General features: G+C 66.5%; 19 protein-coding genes and 2 tRNA genes. 4 read left to right on the forward strand and 17 right to left on the reverse strand.

From position 1 onward, the window contains the following. The first annotated feature begins 1 nt into the window (after position 1). Positions 2-4477 carry a glutamate synthase large subunit gene (gene gltB, locus KBA48_RS12920; RefSeq protein ID WP_292906923.1) on the forward strand — a complete coding sequence of 1492 codons (4476 nt, stop codon included), beginning with the start codon at positions 2-4 and terminating at the stop codon, positions 4475-4477. Between the two features lie 162 nt (positions 4478-4639). Here gltB and KBA48_RS12925 read toward each other — a convergent pair whose 3' ends face one another. The 13 genes from KBA48_RS12925 to KBA48_RS12985 all read right to left on the reverse strand — a co-directional run bounded on the left by KBA48_RS12925 (position 4640) and on the right by KBA48_RS12985 (position 12477). Further along, complete coding sequence (locus KBA48_RS12925) at positions 4640-5299, reverse strand: NrsF family protein (RefSeq protein WP_292906925.1); 660 nt, start codon at positions 5297-5299, stop codon at positions 4640-4642. Continuing rightward, positions 5292-5852 carry a sigma-70 family RNA polymerase sigma factor gene (locus KBA48_RS12930; RefSeq protein WP_292906927.1) on the reverse strand — a complete coding sequence of 187 codons (561 nt, stop codon included), beginning with the start codon at positions 5850-5852 and terminating at the stop codon, positions 5292-5294. Before KBA48_RS12930 ends, KBA48_RS12925 begins: the two co-directional genes overlap by 8 nt. Positions 5853-5877: 25 nt before the next feature. Next, the gene (locus KBA48_RS12935; RefSeq protein WP_292906929.1) at positions 5878-6141 is read right to left on the reverse strand and encodes a hypothetical protein; all 264 of its coding nucleotides are present in this window, start codon (positions 6139-6141) and stop codon (positions 5878-5880) included. Positions 6142-6144: 3 nt separating this feature from the next. Next, the gene (locus KBA48_RS12940) at positions 6145-6657 is read right to left on the reverse strand and encodes a DoxX family protein (protein ID WP_292906931.1); all 513 of its coding nucleotides are present in this window, start codon (positions 6655-6657) and stop codon (positions 6145-6147) included. Next, positions 6651-7409 (reverse strand): DNA-binding domain-containing protein, encoded by a 759-nt coding sequence (locus KBA48_RS12945; protein WP_292906933.1) that lies wholly within the window; start codon positions 7407-7409, stop codon positions 6651-6653. Before KBA48_RS12945 ends, KBA48_RS12940 begins: the two co-directional genes overlap by 7 nt. Beyond that, entirely contained in the window at positions 7403-8251 is an 849-nt protein-coding gene (locus tag KBA48_RS12950; RefSeq protein WP_292906935.1) for a DUF692 domain-containing protein, read from the reverse strand. Before KBA48_RS12950 ends, KBA48_RS12945 begins: the two co-directional genes overlap by 7 nt. Before the next feature lie 24 nt (positions 8252-8275). Continuing rightward, complete coding sequence (locus KBA48_RS12955) at positions 8276-8581, reverse strand: DUF2282 domain-containing protein (protein WP_292906937.1); 306 nt, start codon at positions 8579-8581, stop codon at positions 8276-8278. Between the two features lie 212 nt (positions 8582-8793). After that, complete coding sequence (lptB, locus tag KBA48_RS12960) at positions 8794-9570, reverse strand: LPS export ABC transporter ATP-binding protein (RefSeq protein ID WP_292906939.1); 777 nt, start codon at positions 9568-9570, stop codon at positions 8794-8796. Continuing rightward, positions 9567-10529 carry an LptA/OstA family protein gene (locus KBA48_RS12965; RefSeq protein ID WP_292906941.1) on the reverse strand — a complete coding sequence of 321 codons (963 nt, stop codon included), beginning with the start codon at positions 10527-10529 and terminating at the stop codon, positions 9567-9569. Before KBA48_RS12965 ends, lptB begins: the two co-directional genes overlap by 4 nt. Beyond that, entirely contained in the window at positions 10526-11209 is a 684-nt protein-coding gene (gene lptC, locus KBA48_RS12970) for an LPS export ABC transporter periplasmic protein LptC (RefSeq protein WP_292906943.1), read from the reverse strand. Before lptC ends, KBA48_RS12965 begins: the two co-directional genes overlap by 4 nt. Before the next feature lie 122 nt (positions 11210-11331). Beyond that, the gene (locus KBA48_RS12975; protein WP_292906945.1) at positions 11332-11946 is read right to left on the reverse strand and encodes a ribonuclease H-like domain-containing protein; all 615 of its coding nucleotides are present in this window, start codon (positions 11944-11946) and stop codon (positions 11332-11334) included. Positions 11947-12127: 181 nt separating this feature from the next. Next, a tRNA-Leu gene (locus KBA48_RS12980) sits at positions 12128-12212 on the reverse strand. 180 nt (positions 12213-12392) lie between these two features. After that, a tRNA-Leu gene (locus KBA48_RS12985) sits at positions 12393-12477 on the reverse strand. A 170-nt stretch (positions 12478-12647) separates the two neighbouring features. Here KBA48_RS12985 and KBA48_RS12990 point away from each other — a divergent pair. The 3 genes from KBA48_RS12990 to KBA48_RS13000 all read left to right on the forward strand — a co-directional run bounded on the left by KBA48_RS12990 (position 12648) and on the right by KBA48_RS13000 (position 16150). Beyond that, on the forward strand, positions 12648-13577 hold the full coding sequence (locus tag KBA48_RS12990; protein ID WP_292906947.1) for a complex I NDUFA9 subunit family protein: 930 nt from the start codon (positions 12648-12650) through the stop codon (positions 13575-13577). A gap of 119 nt (positions 13578-13696) precedes the next feature. Continuing rightward, the gene (locus tag KBA48_RS12995) at positions 13697-14416 is read left to right on the forward strand and encodes a Bax inhibitor-1/YccA family protein (protein ID WP_292906949.1); all 720 of its coding nucleotides are present in this window, start codon (positions 13697-13699) and stop codon (positions 14414-14416) included. A 132-nt stretch (positions 14417-14548) separates the two neighbouring features. Next, complete coding sequence (locus tag KBA48_RS13000; protein ID WP_292906951.1) at positions 14549-16150, forward strand: hypothetical protein; 1602 nt, start codon at positions 14549-14551, stop codon at positions 16148-16150. On the opposite strand, the gene KBA48_RS13005 is transcribed toward KBA48_RS13000, so the two are convergent. From KBA48_RS13005 to KBA48_RS13020, 4 genes are read right to left on the reverse strand one after another with little or no spacing between them, the layout of a single operon-like run. Continuing rightward, positions 16125-16406 (reverse strand): hypothetical protein, encoded by a 282-nt coding sequence (locus KBA48_RS13005; protein WP_292906953.1) that lies wholly within the window; start codon positions 16404-16406, stop codon positions 16125-16127. The two genes, KBA48_RS13000 and KBA48_RS13005, sit on opposite strands and share 26 nt — an antisense overlap. Continuing rightward, on the reverse strand, positions 16403-17359 hold the full coding sequence (locus KBA48_RS13010; RefSeq protein WP_292906955.1) for a metal ABC transporter permease: 957 nt from the start codon (positions 17357-17359) through the stop codon (positions 16403-16405). The genes KBA48_RS13005 and KBA48_RS13010 overlap by 4 nt, the downstream gene beginning before the upstream one ends. Then, entirely contained in the window at positions 17356-18264 is a 909-nt protein-coding gene (locus KBA48_RS13015; RefSeq protein ID WP_292906957.1) for an iron chelate uptake ABC transporter family permease subunit, read from the reverse strand. The genes KBA48_RS13010 and KBA48_RS13015 overlap by 4 nt, the downstream gene beginning before the upstream one ends. After that, positions 18264-19049, reverse strand: coding sequence for a metal ABC transporter ATP-binding protein (locus KBA48_RS13020; protein ID WP_292906959.1), 786 nt, complete (start codon positions 19047-19049; stop codon positions 18264-18266). Before KBA48_RS13020 ends, KBA48_RS13015 begins: the two co-directional genes overlap by 1 nt. Positions 19050-19057 lie beyond the last annotated feature (8 nt).

Below are 19057 nucleotides of genomic sequence, written 5' to 3' on the forward strand. Positions count from 1 at the left end.
GCTGGATACCACTGCCTTTGTCGATACCGAACAGCACGATGCCTGCGGCGTCGGCTTCGTGGCCGCCATCGATGGCAAGCCGCGCCGTGAGGTGGTGGAAAAGGCCGTGGAGGCGCTGAAGGCGCTCTGGCACCGTGGCGCGGTCGATGCCGACGGCAAGACGGGCGACGGGGCCGGCATCCATGTGCAGCTTCCGCAGGCGTTTTTCCGCGAGCATGTGGTGCGCACCGGCCATCCGGAGCCCAAGGGCCTGATCGCGGTCGGCCAGGTCTTCCTGCCGCGCACCGACTTGTCGGCGCAGGAACGCTGCCGCGCCATTGTCGAGACGGAGGTCCTGAACTGGGGCTACACCATCTATGGCTGGCGCCAGGTTCCCATCGACATCTCGATCATCGGTGAGAAGGCCAATGCCACGCGGCCCGAGATCGAGCAGATCATGGTCGGCAATGATGGCAGCGTGTCGGACGAGCAGTTCGAGCGCGACCTGTACATCATCCGCCGCCGTATCGAGAAGGCGGTGGCCGGTGAGCAGATCGGCGGTTTCTATATCTGCACCCTGTCCGCCCGCTCCATCATCTATAAGGGCATGTTCCTGGCCGAACAGTTGACCGCCTTCTACCCGGACCTGCTGGACGAGCGGTTCGAGAGCAATTTTGCCGTCTATCACCAGCGCTATTCGACCAACACCTTCCCGACCTGGCAGTTGGCCCAGCCGTTCCGCACGCTGGCCCATAATGGCGAGATCAACACCCTGCGCGGCAACGTCAACTGGATGAAGGCGCATGAGACGCGCATGTATTCCGAGGCGTTTGGCGCGCATGTGGAGGATTTGAAGCCCGTCATCCAGGTCGGTTCGTCGGATTCGGGCGCGCTGGATGCCGTGTTCGAACTGATGCTGATGTCCGGCCGTTCCGCGCCCATGGTGAAGACCATGCTGGTGCCGGAAGCCTGGTCGAACAAGGAAGTGATGCCGCAGGCCCACCGCGACCTGTACAGCTACGCCAACGCCGTCATGGAGCCGTGGGACGGCCCGGCGGCGCTGGCCATCTATGACGGCCGCTGGGTTGTGGGCGGTGTGGACCGTAACGGCCTGCGCCCGCTGCGCTATGTCATCACCGGCGACGGGCTGATCATCGGCGGATCTGAAACCGGCATGGTGAAGATCAACGAACAGGCCGTGGTGGAGAAGGGCCGCCTGGGTCCGGGGCAGATGATTGCCGTCGACCTGAAGGAAGGCCGCCTGTTCCATGACCGCGAGATCAAGGACAACCTGGCGTCGGGCCGCCCCTATGGCGAATGGATTGGCGAGATCACGGTTCTGGACGATCTGGTCAAGAAGGCCCCGGTGGAGCCGGCGGAACTGTCCAAGGACGAACTGCGCCGCCGCCAACTGGCCTATGGCATCACCATGGAGGATCTGGAACTGATCCTGCAGCCCATGGTGGACGACGCCAAGGAAGCCGTCGGTTCCATGGGTGACGACAGCCCCATCGCGGTGCTTTCGGACAAGTATCGCGGCCTGCACCATTATTTCCGCCAGAACTTTGCCCAGGTCACCAACCCGCCCATCGACAGCCTGCGCGAAACCCGCGTCATGTCGCTGAAGACGCGTCTGGGCAACCTGGGCAACATCCTGGACGAGGATTCGACCCAGTGCCGCCTGCTGCAACTGGAAAGCCCCGTGCTGACCACGGCGGAATTCCGCGCTATGCGCAAATATATGGGTGCCACGGCGGCAGAGATCGACTGCACCTTCGACCCGTCGGCCGGTCCCAATGCCCTGCGTGACGGTCTGCGCCGCATCCGTCAGGAAGCCGAGGATGCCGTGCGCGGCGGCGCCACCCATGTCATCCTGACCGACGAGGCGATGACGGCCAACCGTGCGCCCATGCCGATGATCCTGGCGACCGGTGCCGTCCATACCCACCTGATCCGCCAGCAGTTGCGCACCTTCACATCGCTGAACGTCCGCTCGGGCGAATGCCTGGACGTGCATTATTTCGCGGTGCTGATCGGCGTGGGCGCCACCACCGTCAACGCCTATATCGCCCAGGAAGCCATCGCCGACCGCCATCGTCGCGGCCTGTTCGGCGCGATGAGCCTGGAAGACTGTTTGAAGCGTTACAAGAAGGCCATCAATGACGGCCTGCTGAAGGTCATGTCCAAGATGGGCATCTCCATCATCAGCAGCTACCGTGGCGGCCTGAATTTCGAGGCTATCGGCCTGTCGCGCTCTCTGGCTGCCGAGTATTTCCCCGGCCTGCCGTCGCGCATCTCCGGCCTGGGCCTGAACGGTGTCCAGGAAGAGGTTCTGGGCCAGCACAAGATCGCCTATGACGAGGATGTGGTGGCCCTGCCGGTCGGCGGCTTCTACCGCTTCCGCAAGGGTGGCGACCGCCATGCCTGGGAAGGTGGGCTGATCCACCTGATGCAGACGGCGGTTTCCACCGACAGCTACTCCACCTTCAAAAAATATTCGGAGGCGCTGCACAAGCGTCCGCCCATCAACCTGCGTGACCTGCTGGACTTCAAGCCGGCGGAAAAGACCGTGCCGGTGGATGAGGTGGAGAGCATCACCTCGCTGCGCAAGCGTTTCATCACGCCGGGCATGTCGCTGGGTGCCCTGTCGCCCGAAGCCCATGGTACGCTGAACGTCGCCATGAACCGCATCGGCGCCCGTTCGGTCAGCGGTGAGGGTGGTGAAGACCCGGCACGCTTCAAGCCGGACGCCAATGGCGACAACTGGAACAGCGCCATCAAGCAGGTGGCCTCTGGCCGCTTCGGCGTGACGGCGGAATATCTGAACCAGTGCCGCGAGATCGAGATCAAGGTGGCCCAGGGTGCCAAGCCCGGTGAAGGCGGGCAGTTGCCCGGCTTCAAGGTCACCGAACTGATCGCCAAGCTGCGCCATTCCACGCCCGGCGTCATGCTGATCAGCCCGCCGCCGCACCATGACATCTACTCGATCGAGGATCTGGCGCAGCTCATCTATGACCTGAAGCAGATCAACCCGATCGCCAAGGTCTGCGTGAAGCTGGTGTCGCGCTCGGGCATCGGCACGATTGCTGCGGGCGTGGCCAAGGCCGGCGCCGACATCATCCTGGTGGCCGGGCACAATGGCGGCACCGGCGCCTCCCCGCAGACGTCTGTCAAGTATGCTGGCGTGCCGTGGGAAATGGGCCTGTCGGAAGTGCAGCAGGTGCTGACGCTGAACCGTCTGCGCCACCGCGTGACGCTGCGCACCGATGGCGGCCTGAAGACCGGCCGTGACATCGTGATGGCGGCCATGCTGGGCGCGGAGGAATTCGGCATCGGTACGGCGGCCCTGGTCGCCATGGGCTGTATCATGGTCCGTCAGTGCCATTCCAACACCTGCCCCGTCGGCGTGTGCGTGCAGGATGAAGACCTGCGCAAGAAGTTCACGGGCACGCCGGAAAAGGTCGTCAACCTGTTCAGCTTCATCGCCGAAGAGGTGCGCGAGATCCTGTCCAACCTGGGCTTCCGCGAGTTGCGTGAAGTGGTGGGCCGGTCGGACCTGCTGCATCAGGTCAGCCGTGGTGCCGCCCATCTGGACGATCTGGACCTCAACCCGCTGCTGGCCGTGGCCGATCCGGGCGAATATGCCCGCTATTGCACGCTGGTCGGCCGTAACGAGGTGCCGGACACGCTGGACGCCCAGATGATCAAGGACGCCCGCGCCCTGTTCGAGGATGGCGAAAAGACCCAGATGCAGTATCACGCCCAGAATACGCACCGCGCCATCGGCACGGCGCTGTCGGGCATGATCACCCGCAAGTTCGGCATGAAGGGGCTGCAGCCCGGTCACGCCACCGTCCGCCTGCGCGGGTCGGCCGGGCAGTCGCTGGGCGCCTTCGCGGTGCAGGGCCTGAAGCTGGAAGTGTTCGGCGATGCCAACGACTATGTCGGCAAGGGCCTGTCGGGCGGCACCATCGTGGTGCGTCCGCTGACGGCCAGCCCGCTGAAGACCAACGAGAACACGATCATCGGCAACACGGTCCTCTACGGTGCCACGGCGGGCAAGCTGTTCGCGGCGGGCCAGGCCGGTGAACGGTTCGCGGTGCGCAATTCCGGCGCCACCGTCGTGATCGAAGGCTGCGGTTCCAACGGCTGTGAATATATGACCGGCGGTCTGGCCGTGATCCTGGGCCGGGTCGGCGACAATTTCGGCGCCGGCATGACGGGCGGCATGGCCTATGTCTATGACGAGGAAGGGGCCTTCCCGCTCTGCGTGAACCCGGAAAGCGTCATCTGGCAGCGCCTGGAAGTGTCGCATTACGAGGAGCAGCTCAAGTCCCTGATCCAGGAACATATCGACGAGACGGGCAGCCGCTGGGCGGCCCAGCTTCTCAACGACTGGGAACTGGTGCGGGACAAGTTCTGGCAGGTGGTGCCGAAGGAGATGCTGAGCCGGTTGGCGATCCCGGTTACGGCTCCGGAACGGCTGAGTGCCGAATAAGGGCAGGTAAGGATAGGGGGCCGGAAGGCCCCCTTTTCTTTTTAGGGCGCGACTCGGGAGGTGAGGGTTTCTGCGGGTTGCGAGTCGCGACGGACTCTGTCCGAGTCGTCCCTATCCTTACTTGAGGCTTGAGAAGAGTCGGTAAGGATGAGGGCCCGCGTATCAGCGCCCGCGCGGCCGCATTGCTGATTTCCAGCGGAACAGCACCCGGCCCAGCGGGGCCAGCAGGGCGCCCACGGTAAGGATCGCCAGGATCTGGATAGCGATCAGCAGCGGGGCATCCAGATCGTCATGGATCATGCGTTCGCCGAACATGGCCATGCCGCCGCCGGCAATCAGCAGCAGCGCCATCATCCGCACCGGCGCCACGGGTGCAGCCCGGCGCATGTCCGCCCCCAGGAACAGGGCGGACCCGATGCTGATCACCGGGAAACAATAGGGACAGAACAGATGGGCCATTTCGGGAATGGCCTGCGTCTCCATCGTGGGCCGGGCGCTTTCCCACATGACCAGCAGCCAGAAGGCTGCGGCCGGCAGCCAGACCAGCCTTTCCCATCCGCGCCGGCCGGGCACGGAGAAGGAAATGGCGGCGAACCCGGCCAGCAGGGCCGTGACGAGGGCCAGCACCTGTTCGGCCAGCCAGGCGGGATCGCCGGCCACCGCCCCCAGATCCGGCCGGATGCCGTGCCAGGTGGTGGCCAGCACCATCAGGGCCAGCGACGCCGTAGCCCAGCGGACCAGCCGCACAACCGGCGGGGGCAGGCGGCGGGCGGGCATGGCTTCGCGGCTCAACCGGTCGATCAGGTGGCTTGTGTCAGCCATGGTCCTCTTCCTTCCGCAACAAGTGCCGCAAACCCGCAATCCCGCGATGCACGGCCACTTTCAAGGCGCCAATGCTGACGCCGCTGGCGTCCGACGCTTCCTTCAAACTCATGCCCTGGACCTTCAGCATGTCGATTGCCACCCGCTGCCGCTCCGGCAGTTGCGACAGAAGCGGCCCCAGGGCGATGGCGGGCGGCGTGTCCGCCTCCGGTTCGGCCACGGTATCGGCCAGACCCTCGTCAAATTCCGTTTCCACGGCCCGGCGGCGATAGGTGCGGCGCAGGGCGTCGGACAGGCGGTTGCGGGCGATGGTGCCCAGCCAGGGGCCGACGGGCCGGCCCGGCTGAAAGGTGGGCAGGGCCTGATGGATGGCCAGCAGCGTATCCTGCACAAAATCCTCCAGGTCGGCGGGCCGGGCCAGCTTGCCCCGGCCTACGGCCCGGATCAGCGGCACGGCGGCGCGCAGGAAGGCGGCATAGGATGCGCGGTGCCCCTCCTGCGCCGCGACCAGCAGCAGGCCAAGATCCTGACCATCCGCCCCCTCCGCGCTCACGGCATCTCCGTCGGCGACAGGCCCGTCACTGTGCCGGCTTCGCCGGCTTGGCGACGCCGTTCTGTTCCAGGAATGCCTGGAATTTTCCGGCATCCAGGAAATAGAGGTCAAGGCATTCATTGAACTTGTCCGGGTCCTTGATGGACTTGCACAGCCGTTCCGCCTCTTCGTTGGCCGCCTGCTTCTGTGCCTTCTCGGCAGCGCTCAGCGACGGTGCGTCCTGCTGTGCCGGGGCGGGCAGGGTAAGGACCAGGGCGGACAGAAGCAGGGGGAAGCGGAAGCGCCACATGCGTCACCTCGCGGTTTTGGGGGAAGGAATAACGCCGCGACGGCGGACGGCCCGCCACGCCGCGTCCAGGGACAGGATGCCAGGGCCCAGCAGGAAAAGGACGATGCCGGCCAGAACCCAGGGTATCTGTTCGGCCGCGACCGCGATACCGTTCTCCACACCCTGCGGCGTGCGGCCGATGACCAGGAACAAGGTGGCGGCCATCACCGCCAGCCCCGCCGCCCCGACACGACCCGCCAGCCCCAGGATCAGCAGCAGGCTCAAGAGAATTTCCGCCCCGGTGGTTAGCGGTGCGGCGATGGCGGCCGGCAGCAGCGGCACCGGATGCACCTCCGTGAACAGGAATTCCTGGGCATCCCAGGTGAAAACCCGGTGCCAGCCCGCCGCGGCGAAGGGCCAGGCCAACCAGACCCGGCCCAGGGCCAGGCCCGCACCGGCAATCAGGCGCAGGGGCGGCGCGGCGCGCATTGTGGGGCCGGGGTCGGTCAGGAAATGGGCAAGGGCACGGATCAGCATGGCAGCAACTCGTCTTCTGTGGCGGCGACCAGCCCATGGCTCAGCAGCAGCGCCAGGATCGGGGGCAGGGTGCCGCCATCGCTCAGGTGGCCGGCGGCGGTCAGCAGGTCGGCACCGGCGGCCAAGGCGGCGATGAAGGTGCCGGCATCGGGGGGCAACAGGGTGGACGCCACCAGCAGGTCGGGACCGCGCCAGATCAGGGCGGTGGCGTCCGGACCCGCCAGGGGCAGGGGCGGGAGGACGGCGACGATGTCCGGTCGTGCCCCCTGCCAGTCCGACAGCAACGCCAGCGGCCCATCCAGGATCGATGCCGACGGTACGGGATGCAACCGCAGGCCGGCCACGGCGTCGGGCGGCAGGTGCGCCAGGCGATCCGCCGTCACGGTCTGGGCGTCGGCCGCGAAATAGGCAAGGTGGGTGGCCCAGTCCAACCGGGCCAGCACGGGCAGGGGGGCAGGCAGGTCCTGGCCGAACCCGGCGCCATAGGCGGACAGCATCGCCTGTTCGGGCGGGTGCCGGCGCAGGTGGGTGCGGGCGGCATCGGCGAACGCATCTTCTCCCAACGCAGCCGTCACGCTGGGATAGGCCTCTGCCAGCACCTGGGTCAAGGCGGCGGTCACGGTGGCGGTGTGGATATACAAGGCCTTGTCCATCGCCACACTGGCCGGCGCCAGATAGGGCAGGGTGGCGGAAAATCCCGCCGGATCGCCGTAACAGGCGGCCAGCATGGCACGTTGCAGGTCGATCAGCATGAGGCCGCCTCCCGCAACGCGTCGGCCTTGGCGGCCTGGGCCAGCAGCAGGGGCAGGGGCGGCAGGGCCGTATCCCATTCCACCAGGGTGGGGCGCGGGCCGAACCGGCGCAGGGCGTCGTCATACAGAGCCCAGACCGGGTCCGGCACGGCGCTGCCATGATCATCGATCAGCAGGCTGGCGCCATCCACCTCCACCCGCGCGTGACCGGCCAGATGGATTTCACCGATGGCATCGGCGGGAAAGCGGGACAGAAGTGTTGCGGCGTCCTGTCCGCGATTGCTGGCACTGACATAAAGGTTGTTCAGGTCCAGCAGCAGGCCGCAGCCGGTACGCGCCGCCAGTGCGGCCAGAAACTCCCCCTCCTCCATCTGATCCGCGACGAAGCGCAGATAAAGGGACGGGTTTTCCACCAGCAGGCGCCGGCCCAGCGCGTCCTGGGCACGGGCGACGTTGGCGGCCACGATCTCCAGAGTCTCCACCGTCAAGGGCAGGGGCAGCAGGTCGGGCACGGGCGCGCCGGCCAGACCGGTCCAGGCCAGATGGTCGGACACCATGGCCGGCTGGAACCGGTCATAAAGTGCCCGCAGGCGGGCCAGATGGTCCGCATCCACCCCGTCGGCAGCCCCCAGCGAGAGGGCCACCGAATGGAAAGAGATGGGATAATCCCGGCGCAGCCGCTCCAACTGCGCCAGACGCGGCCCGCCCGCGACAAGGTAGTTTTCCGCATGCACCTCCAGCCAGCCGACCGACTGTGCCCCGGCCAGGAAGTCCGGCACATGGGCATGGCGCAACCCGACGCCGGCGGCGGACAGGTCGGGGTGGCGGGCGGGGGGGTGCATGCGGAAGCTCCTGCCGGCGGCGTCTTACTTCTTCTCCGCCTTGGCGGGGTTGGCCCCTTCATAGGCGGTCAGGCTGCCACCGGCGGCCATGCAGGCTTCCTTGGTCATGGCCTTGAAGTCCTGGCCGCTGTAATTGACCTTGGACTGGGTGGCGCAGGAATGGCCGGCGGCCTTGTTGGCGCAGTCATTCTCACCGGCCTTGGCCACGCCATAGCAATGCACCTTCTCGCCTTCGGCGGCGTTGGCGGGGGCGGCGATGGCGGCCAGCGACAGGGCACCGGCGAAGGCGGCGCCAAGGGTCAGGGCGGTGATGCGGGTGTTGGACAGCATGGAACAGGTTCTCCGGGGCTTCGGGGGATCGGCGCTCATCGGCGTCCGTATCCTGTCATTCGCCCTGTTCCGGAGAAGGTTACGCGGCTGCACGAAAAAAATTCAGCGACCCGGAATTTTACATCAGTGCATGGAAACGGCGGGTCGACATTGGCCGACCCGCCTCCTTCGACTATAAGAGAATCGGCGGTGTTTTCTAGCGGGAGTGCTGCTTACAGGCTGAACCGCTCACCCAGATAGACGCGCCGCACATCCTTGTGGGCCACGATCTCCGACGGCGCACCTTCCATCAGGACGACGCCATCATGCAGGATGTAGGCGCGGTCCACGATGTCCAGCGTCTCACGCACATTATGGTCGGTGATCAGCACGCCGATGCCGCGTTCGCGCAGATGGCTGACCAGTTCGCGGATTTCATTCACCGCGATCGGGTCAACGCCCGCGAACGGTTCGTCCAGCAGGATAAAATGCGGCTGGCTGGCCAGCGCGCGGGCGATTTCGGCGCGGCGGCGTTCACCGCCCGACAGGGCCAGGGCGGGCGTGCGGCGCAGATGGGTGATGGAGAATTCGGCCAGCAGCTCATCCAGCCGCTGTTCGCGCACATCACGATCGGGTTCCACCACCTCCAGAACCGCGCGGATATTGTTCTCCACCGACAGGCCCCGGAAGATGCTGGCTTCCTGCGGCAGATAGCCGATGCCCAGGCGGGCGCGGCGATACATGGGCAGGGAAGTAACCTCCATGCCGTCCAGCGTGATGCTGCCATGGTCGGGCAGGATCAGGCCGGTGATGATGTAGAAGCAGGTGGTCTTGCCGGCCCCGTTGGGACCCAGAAGCCCCACCGCCTCGCCCCGGTTCACGGACAGCGAGATGTCGCGCAGGACGGGCCGGCCCTTGTAGGCCTTGCCGATGCGGGACGCCACAAGGCCCGTATTGTCGGTAACCAGACGGGGACCGGTCGCGGACTTGTCCTGGGTCGGCTGTGTCATGGCTTCTCGCTCCCCTTCGGGTTGGCGGGTTGGCTTGGCTGTTGCGGCACGCCGCCCTCGCCCTGCCGGTTGGGGATGAACAGGCCCTTCACCCGCTCCCCCGTCGCCGGTGCGGCGGGTTGCGTGGTGGCGGGACCGGTTCCCGGTACACGGGATAGAATACGGCTGACACCCGACTTCAGGTCAACCGCCGCGGCGGGTCCGTTCAACTGATTCTGTCCGCGTGTGACACGGACATTGCCCGTCAGCAAAGCCTGCTCGCTGTCCAGGTCATAGGTGCCCTTGTCGCCGCGCGCCGTTTCCGACTTGGTGGTGATCACCACGCCGCCATCGGCATCGATGCGCGACAGGCCCAGCTTGTCCTGTGCGTCGCGGGCCAGAAGCGCCACCAGCCGGTCGGCGCGGATGCGGTCCTGCGGCCGGGCGGCCAGCGCGTCGCCGCGCGCCACGGCCAGTTCCTGGTCGCGCCAATATTCCAGGCTGTCGCGGGCCGTCACCGTCTCGTTCGGGGTGGTCAGGCGCAGCCCTTCCCCGGTCAACACGGCCACCGACTTGTCCAGATCATAGACAGCGCGCGAGCCATAGGCCATGCGGTCGCCGTTCTTGAGCTTCACATTGCCCTCGGCCAGCAGCCGGTAGACCTCGTTCCCGCCATTGCCGGTCTTGCGGAAATAGGCGGCCAGGGTTTCGGCGGTCAGCACCATGTCGCCCTGGGTGGCGGTCGCACCACCGCGTGCGATGGCGACCTGTAACTTGTCATGATATTCGAATCCGGCGGGGGCATCGACCTCGATCGGTTTCGATCCGCCGATTTCCAGGGACGGGGTGGCGGCCTGCGGCGCCGGCACCGGGGCCGCCGCCTGTTGCGCCAGGCCCGTGCCGGCGGCGAGCGTCAGGCCCAGCGCCACCGGCGCCAGCAGCCCGCCCCATCCGAACATGGCCTTCTTCACCGCACTCATGGCGCCGTTTCCCCCGGCTTGTCGTTGGCCCGATTGGCCGCGTTGTCATCGGCGCCGAAGGCGCGCAGCCGCGCATGGCCGGTGAAGACCATCACGTCGCCATCCTCCAGCACGCGGAAACCCCCGGCCTCCACGGTGCCCATCGGCCCCTGGCCCTCCACGGGCTTGTTGCCCCAGGCGATGCCTTTTTTCACGTCCAGCACCGCCTGCTGCGTCCGCAACTCGTATCCTGAGCCATGGAAAAAGGAGACGGCGCCATCCAGTGCCAGAAGCTGGTTGTCCTGGTCATAATCGCCCTTCTGGGCCGCCATGGACAGCCAGGTGCCGCGTTTCAGGGTGATATCGGCCTCCGGCACCGCCAGTTCCACGGTGGATTTGCCGCCACCCTGTTGCGCGGCGCGGGCGGCGCGGATTTCAAAGGGCTGGTCGCCCGTGTCCGTGCCCAGATAACGCGCCTGCGTCAGTTCCAGATCGCCCTGCGCCGGGCCGGGCCGCGACTTGTCGGATGAACCGCTGAACAAGGGCCAGATGAAGATGGTCAGCAGCACCACCCCCGCCACCGCCGGCAAGGCCACCCGCGCCACCCGCACCGCCTTGCTGTGGGCGTAGGGGTCCCGTCCGCCGCTTGCCGCAAGGCGTGCCGAATTCGGCCGGTTGGACGGGGCGGGTGCATCGGTCATCGGTGGAGGCGGTTCCTTGGCGGGTACGGAAAAACGGGTCGGGGACAAGCAGATGACAGAACAGAGCGGCATTTCTGTGACGGGCCGCACAGGGCCGGCCCGCCATGCCCGTGACACGTGGCTCAGTGCGCGAAGATGTCGGGGTCTTCCCAGCCCAGCAAATCCAGCTTGCCGCGCGCCGGCAGGAAGGCAAAGCAGGCTTCCGCCAGTTCGCGCCGTCCCTCACGCTCCAGCAGCGCGTCCAGCTTCTCCTTGATCTGATGCAGGTAGAGAACGTCGGAAGCGGCGTATTTAAGCTGCTCCTCGTTCAGTTCCGCCGCGCCCCAGTCGCTGGACTGCTGCTGCTTGGACAGGTCGATGCCCGTCATCTCCTTGCACAGATCCTTCAGCCCGTGGCGGTCGGTGGAGGTGCGGACCAGCTTGGACGTGATCTTGGTGCAATAAAGGGGGGCGCAGGTGATGCCCAGCGCCTTGTACAGCACGGCGACGTCGAAACGCGCGAAATGGAACAGCTTCAGGACGGTCGGGTCTTCCATCAGGCGCTTCAGGTTGGGCGCCTGGGTCTGGCCCCGGGTGATCTGCACCAGATGGGCATTGCCGTCACCCGACGAGAGTTGCACCAGGCACAGACGGTCGCGGTGGGGGTTCAGGCCCATGGTCTCCGTATCAACGGCGACAACCGGCCCCAGATCAAGACCGTCAGGAAGGTCACCGACGTAAAGGGAGATCTGAGACATAGGGTGTTCCTTGGCTGACGGTCCGTTGATTGTCACATCCCTTATCGGTTGCCGGCCCGTTCGCCGCAAGGGGCGATGCCGCAAGGGTCCGATGCCAGGGAAGGGGTCCGGGAATGACGAGACCCGGAAACGCTTAGGGCCGCCGGAGTGAACCGGCGGCCCTAAGAGCGTTACTTGCGGATGGTGCCCAGAAGAAGACTCGAACTTCCACACCTTGCGGTACAGGTACCTGAAACCTGCGCGTCTACCAATTCCGCCATCTGGGCGTCTCCGACCCGCGCTGTCCATCGTTGCCGGTGGGCGACGCGTCGTGGGGCGGGTGTATAATGGGGTCGGATGCGGTCGTCAACAGCTTTGTTTGACGATTTTTTGCGACAGTTCGCCGGGCCCAGAAACGCTTAAGGCCGCCGGGATGAACCGGCGGCCTTAAGTGCGTTACATCGGAATGGTGCCCAGAAGAAGACTCGAACTTCCACACCTTGCGGTACAGGTACCTGAAACCTGCGCGTCTACCAATTCCGCCATCTGGGCGCTTTCCGAACCGTGCCGTCCATCGTTACCGCTGGTCAGCCCGTCGTGGAGGGGGCTTATAATGACCCTGACCGGTGTCGTCAACAGATGTTTTTCGCAGGTGGATGACTTTTTCCGCATCCGCCGCGTTCCATATCGCGGAGGGTACGGTGCCAGGGGAGGAGAAACACATGTCGGCGTCATGGGGCAGGGTGGTGGTGTTCGGCGGATCGGGCTTCATCGGCCGGCATATCGTGCAGCGGCTGGCCCGGACGGGTGTGGAGATTGTGGTGCCATCGCGCAATCCCGGACAGGTGGCATCGCTGCGCCTGGCGGGGGAGGTGGGGCAGATCGTGCCCGTCGCCGTCGATATCGGCAGTGATGCCGCTATCGCGGCCAGCCTGACCGGGGCGGATGCCGTGATCAACCTGATCGGCATCCTGGCGACCAGCCGGGGGAATGGTTTCGACGCCGTCCAGCATCAGGCGGCGGCGCGCATCGCGCGGGCCGCGAAGGCGGCGGGTGCCCGTACCTTCGTACAGATGTCGGCCATTGGCGCCGATCCCGCCTCCGACAGCGCCTATGCCGCCAGCAAGGGGGCGGGTGAAGCGGCGGTACGGGCCGCCTTTCCCGATGCGGTGATCCTGCGCCCCTCTATCGTGTTCGGTCCCGGGGACGGGTTTTTCCAGCGTTTCGGGCGGATGGCCGGGCTGCTGCCCTTCCTGCCGCTGATCGGTGGCGGTCATACACGGTTCCAGCCCGTCTATGCCGGCGACGTTGCCGATGCGGTCATGGTGGCCCTGACCGATCCCGCCTGCCGGCGCCGGACCTATGAGCTGGGTGGCCCCCGCGCCTATAGTTTCCGGGAATTGCTGGAATATATATGCCGTCAGGCCGGGGTGCCGGGCCGCTGGCTGCTGCCGCTGCCCTTCCCCATTGCCACGGTTCAGGCGGCCTTCATGGAACTACTGCCGGGCAAGCCGCTGACGCGTGATCAGGTAAGGCTCCTGAAACGCGACAATGTCGTGTCCGGGACCCTGCCAGGCCTAAGCGACCTGGGGATCGTCCCCACGGCGGTGGAACTGGTGGTTCCGACATATCTGCGGCCGTCCGGCGGCTGAGGAATGGCTCGCGCCGGGGAAAATGCGTTTGGGTCGGACCGATTTCCATTGATCCGCACCCCCTGCCTCCCAATATAACCTCCGTGTACCTCTCAACAGCCCCTGTCGAGGATACTTCGATGGTAAACGGACCCTATAATCCGTATGCGGCGGGCAGCCGGACCCTGGATCAGGCGTCGTTCGACGCCGGACTGCGGTCCCATATGCTGCGCGTCTACAATTACATGTGCTTGGCGTTGGTAATCACCGGTGGCGTCGCCTTTCTGGGCGCCCAGAGCGAAGCCCTGGTGGCCCTGATCTTCGGAACCCCCCTGAAATGGGTGGTCATGCTGGCCCCGCTTGCCTTCATCTTTTTCGGGTTCCGCCCGGATCGCATGTCGGCCTCGGCCCTGCGCACCAGCCTGATCGTCTTCAGCGCCCTGATGGGCCTGTCGATGATGAGCATCTTCCTGGTGTACACGGGCGCCAGCATCGCCCGCGTCTTCTTCATCACGGCGGCCATGTTCGCGGGTATCAGCCTGTACGGCTATACCACCAAGGCCGACCTGTCGAAGATGGGCAGCTTCATGATCATGGGCCTGATCGGTATCATCATCGCCGGTCTGGTCAATATCTTCCTGGCCTCCAGTGCGCTGCAATTCGCCATCTCGGTGATCGGCGTGGTGGTCTTCACGGGCCTGACGGCCTGGGACACCCAGAACATCAAGGAGAGCTATGCCTCTCATTGGGGTGAGGAAGGTAACAGCCGTCTGGCCGTCATGGGCGCCTTGTCGCTGTACCTGAACTTCATCAACCTGTTTCAGATGCTGCTGTCCCTGCTGGGCCAGCGCGACGAATAAAGGTTTGAGGGGTCCGTCCAGGCCCGTCCTTTGTGGAACGCCCGGCGCAGGCATGCCCTGCGCCGGGCGTTTCCATTTGCGGGGTATCACCGCTATCATTCCCGACGCAAGGTCAGGTGAAGGGGACGGGTGGTGGCGGGTGGTGATACGGAACTGAAGGGCCTGACCATGGCCCTGGGCCAGGAACTGTCCGCCGGCCTGGAAGAACCGATATATGACGCCGATCGCTGGATGCGCGCCCAGGCGCTGGCGGAGGCGCTGGGCGCCGCCGTGGCGCGCGGGGCCGATCCGACCGGTGCTGCCGCGATGCTGGACCGGCTGCCACCGCCCCGAAACCCGCGGGAGGTGGTAATCGGGCACCTGATCCGGGCCGGGGTGCTGCGCGACGGCTCCGCCCCGACGGCCGCTATCCAGGCCCTGGCGGATGATATTGCCGGCCCCAACCCCCGACACAGCCTGGCCCAGGCGGACTATGTCCTGCGCGGTGTCCTGTATGCGGTATGGACCAACCGGATGAACCTGTCCGATCCCGGCCGCCACGATCTGGCCATGCGCCGGCTCTGGCACACGATCCTGGAGAAATATCGGGCGCAGATGCCGGCACGTGATCCGGTGCCGGCGGCCCGGCGCCAGCGTGACCTGATCGTGCTGATGACCGGACAGTTCGTGCAGGGCATGCACCAGCCCTCCATCGATATACAGGAATTCGCATCGAAGCTGGTTCTGCGTTTCGGGCGCCGGGTGGTACTGATCAACAGTGCCGACGGTCCGGCCTCGGCCCATTATCCCTATCTGGGTGGTTTTACCAGCAGTGCGGATGAGGGGCTGGTGGACCGGACACAATTGATGATCGACCGGCTGCCGGTCCCCTTCATCCACCTGCCCCCCGGTTTCACCGATCCGGCCACGGCCGCGACCCTTTGTGACCGCATCCTGGAAATGCGGCCCGATCTGATCCTGTCCTTCGGCACGCTGAACCCGGTGGCCGACCTGTGCCGGGGGCTGGTTGATGTGGTCTCCATTCCGTTCGGCACCTATCTGCCGATGGCGGAGCCGGCCTTTGTGGCCCTGCCCCGGGCGCTGGTCGCGTCAGACGGGCCGGCCCTGGCCGTGGCCGGGCTGAGCCCGGATCGGGTGGCGATCATCGATTACTGCTACACACGGCCGGCGATGGACAAGGCCCGGACCAGGGCCGAACTGGGCGTGCCGGAGGATGCCATCCTGACCCTGGTCATCGGCATCCGCCTGTCGCAGGAGGTGACGCCGGCCTTCGCCGCCGCCCTGGATGCGGCGGTGCAGGCGGAGCCCCGGCTGTTCTTCCTGTTCGTCGGGACCCTGGACGGGTACGAGGATCTGGTCGCCCCCCTGCCGGCGCTGGCGGGGCGTTCGCGGGCGCACGGGTTCGACCCGGATGTGATCGGCCTGCTGGCGGTGGCGGACCTGTTCCTGAACCCGCCGCGCGGCGGGGGTGGGGCGTCGGCGGCCTATGCCCTGTCCAGTGGCGTGCCGGCCTTCACCCTGAATGCCGGCGACGTGGCGACCGTGGTGGGGCCGGATTTCCATCTGGCCGGCTATGGCGATTTTGCCCCGCTGGCCGCCCGCTTTGCCGATGATGCCGGTTATCGTGATGCCATGAGGGCCAAGGCCCGGACCCGCTTTGCCGCCATTTCATCGCGCGACGTGATGCTTCGCCAGATCCTGGACGGGGTCAAGGCCATGCGGGTGAAAGGATAAGCGGCGTCTGGTCGGGCCAGCAGCTTGCATTTTCCGCCACCGCGTCGGCCCGGTCATTCGGGTTCCGCGGATCGCCGGGGATGAAGATGGCCCGCCCCCGGCTGCCGGTATTCAGTTCCAGCACCAGCCGGTGACCCGCCTTCTGGTCGGTGTCCAGGATGGTGAAGCAGCCGCCCTGGGCCGCCAGGGCGCGGCAGACCGCCATGGTCGCCGGCGTGACGCCCAGCACCAGATAGGACAATTGCGCTGAATTCACGCCGCCGCTCCCCGCATCACCCGGCCTGTGACCCGGGCCAGCACGCCATAGCGCGGCGCCAGCAGAATGGAAAGCGCCAGGATGATGCCGGCCAGGACCGCGATGGACCCGGCGGCATTCACCGCCATGTCATAGCCCAGCAATGAGGGGCCGAAGGCAGCCAGCCCATAGCCGCCGACGCCCGTCACCCCGCCCACCAGCAGCGACAGAGCCAGTTGCGGCACCATCCGGTCGGTGAACAGCCGGGCCGTGGCGGCGGGGCAGATCAGCATGGCGATGACCAGGATCGATCCCACCGCCTCGAACGCGGCGATGGCGGCAAGTGCGGCCAGGGCGACGATGACATGCTGCACCAGCCCGCTTTTCAGGCCCAGCGTATCGGCAAGCGCGGGGTCGAAGCTGACCAGGGTGAATTCCTTGAAAAAGATCAGGATGATGGTCAGGCAGATCGCAAACACGGCAACCAGTTGCAGCACCTGCCGGGGCAGGGTGGCCCAGATCGCGGGATCGGCAAGGTCGGACCAGCCGCCGGGCGTCAGCCACAGGATGGCTTCCAACTGTCCATAAAGGACACAATCGGCATCCAGATCCACCTGCCGCGCCGGCCCCTGTTCGATCAGGACCACGCCCAGCGCGAACAGGCCGGTGAAGACCACGCCCATGGCGGCCCCCGCCTCCACCCGGCCCAGGCGGCGGACCAGTTCGATCATCACCCCCGCCACCAGGGCGGCGGTCAGCGCACCGGCCAGCATGGGGAAGGTGTCGCGCGTGCCGGCCACCAGGAACCCCGCTACGATGCCGGGCAGGACGGCGTGGCTGATGGCGTCACCCATCAGGCTTTGCCGCCGCAGCACCAGGAAATTGCCGACCAGCGCGCAGGAAAGACAGGCGAACAGGGCCGCCAGCAGGGCCGGCAGATCGACCGACAGGAAGGTGACGGCATCGATATTCATGGTGCCAGTTCCCCCGCCAGCAGGGCACGGCGCAGGCGGGCGCGGCGCAGGCTGCGGCCCAGCAGGCCGCGCGACGGCGCCACGACCAAGCTGATGAAGAACAGGGTGGTGGCCACCAGCACAATGATGGCGCCGGCCGGCAGGTCGGCAAAGCGGGAGGAGAGCAGCGCACCCACCCCGCCCGACACGGCACCCACCGTGCCGGCAATGACCAGCATGCGGGCCAGATCATCGGTCCAGAACCGGGCCGTGGCGGCCGGGGTGATCAGCAGCGCGATGATCAGGACCAGCCCCACCGTCTGCAGCCCCACAACCGTCACCAGCGTGACCAGCGCCATCAGCGCCAGATCAATGCGGCCCGTGGGCCAGCCGGCGGCGCGTGCGAAGCCTTCATCAAAGGCCAGCAGGCGGAATTCCTTGAAGAACAGCCAGACCATGGATGCCGCCAGCAAGGCCAGGGCGCCCAGTCCCACGGCTTCGCCCGTGCGCATGGCCGCTGTCTGGCCGAAGATGAAACCCTTCAGGCCGGCGGCATTGGCGGCCGGCAGTTCCTGCACCACCGACAGCAGCACGACGCCGGCCCCGAAAAACACCGACAGCACAGCACCGATGGCCGCATCCTCCGTCAGGCGGGTCCAACGTTTGATGGCCTGGATGGTCATGACCGCGATGGCGCCGCTGATCGCGGCCCCGGTCAGCAGCAGCGGCAGGGACCGCCCCTCCACCCCCAGCGCCATGCCGGTCAGGAAGGCGGCCACGATGCCGGGCAGGGTGGCATGGCTCAACGCGTCGCTGACCAGGGCGCGGCGGCGCAACACCATGAAACAGCCGACCATGCCGGCAGCCAGACCCAGCGCGGTGGCACCCAAAAGCACGACCAGCGTATTGTGGCCGACCATGTCCATCAGCGCGGACCCAGCAGCAACCCGCTGGCCCGCTGGCCATAGGCGCGGCGCAGGTTCTCCTCCGTCAACGCCTCACGCACGGGGCCGGCGGCGACCAGCCCGCCGCTCAGCATCAGCACATGGTCGAAGGTCTCCGCCACGGTCTGCAGGTCGTGATGCACGCAGATCACCGTCCGTCCCTCTGCGTCCAGTTCGCGCAGCACCGCCAGGATGGTCTGTTCGGTGGCGGCATCCACGCCGGCCAGCGGTTCATCCATGAAATAGAGTCGCGCCTCCTGCGCCAGGGCGCGGGCCAGGAACACGCGCTGCTGCTGTCCGCCTGACAATTGCCCGATCTGGCGATGGGCAAAATCGGCCATGCCGACCCGGTCCAGCGCCTGCATGGCGGCTTGCTTGTGCTTGGCCCCGATGCGCCGGCCCCAGCCGATCAGGCCGTAACGGCCCATGGTGACCACGTCCAGCGCGCTGACGGGGAAATCCCAATCCACGCTTTCCCGCTGCGGCACATAGCCGATCAGGGCGCGCTGCCGCTTCAGCGGCCGTCCATAGACCTCGATGGTGCCCGTCAGGGACGGGACCAGGCCCAGCACCGCCTTCAGGAAGGTGGATTTGCCGGCCCCGTTCGGTCCGACGACGGCCACCAGCCCCTGGGCCGGGGCCGTCCAGGTGACGTCGCGCAGCACCAGCCGCTGATGATAGGCCACTGACAGGCCCGACACGGCCAGCGCGCCGACACCGGCATCGGCGGTGGGAATGAAATTGTCGCTCAACAGACGTTGCAGCATCGGACCGT

This window comes from Niveispirillum sp., assembly GCF_017996735.1.
In the GTDB taxonomy this organism is placed as follows: domain Bacteria; phylum Pseudomonadota; class Alphaproteobacteria; order Azospirillales; family Azospirillaceae; genus Niveispirillum.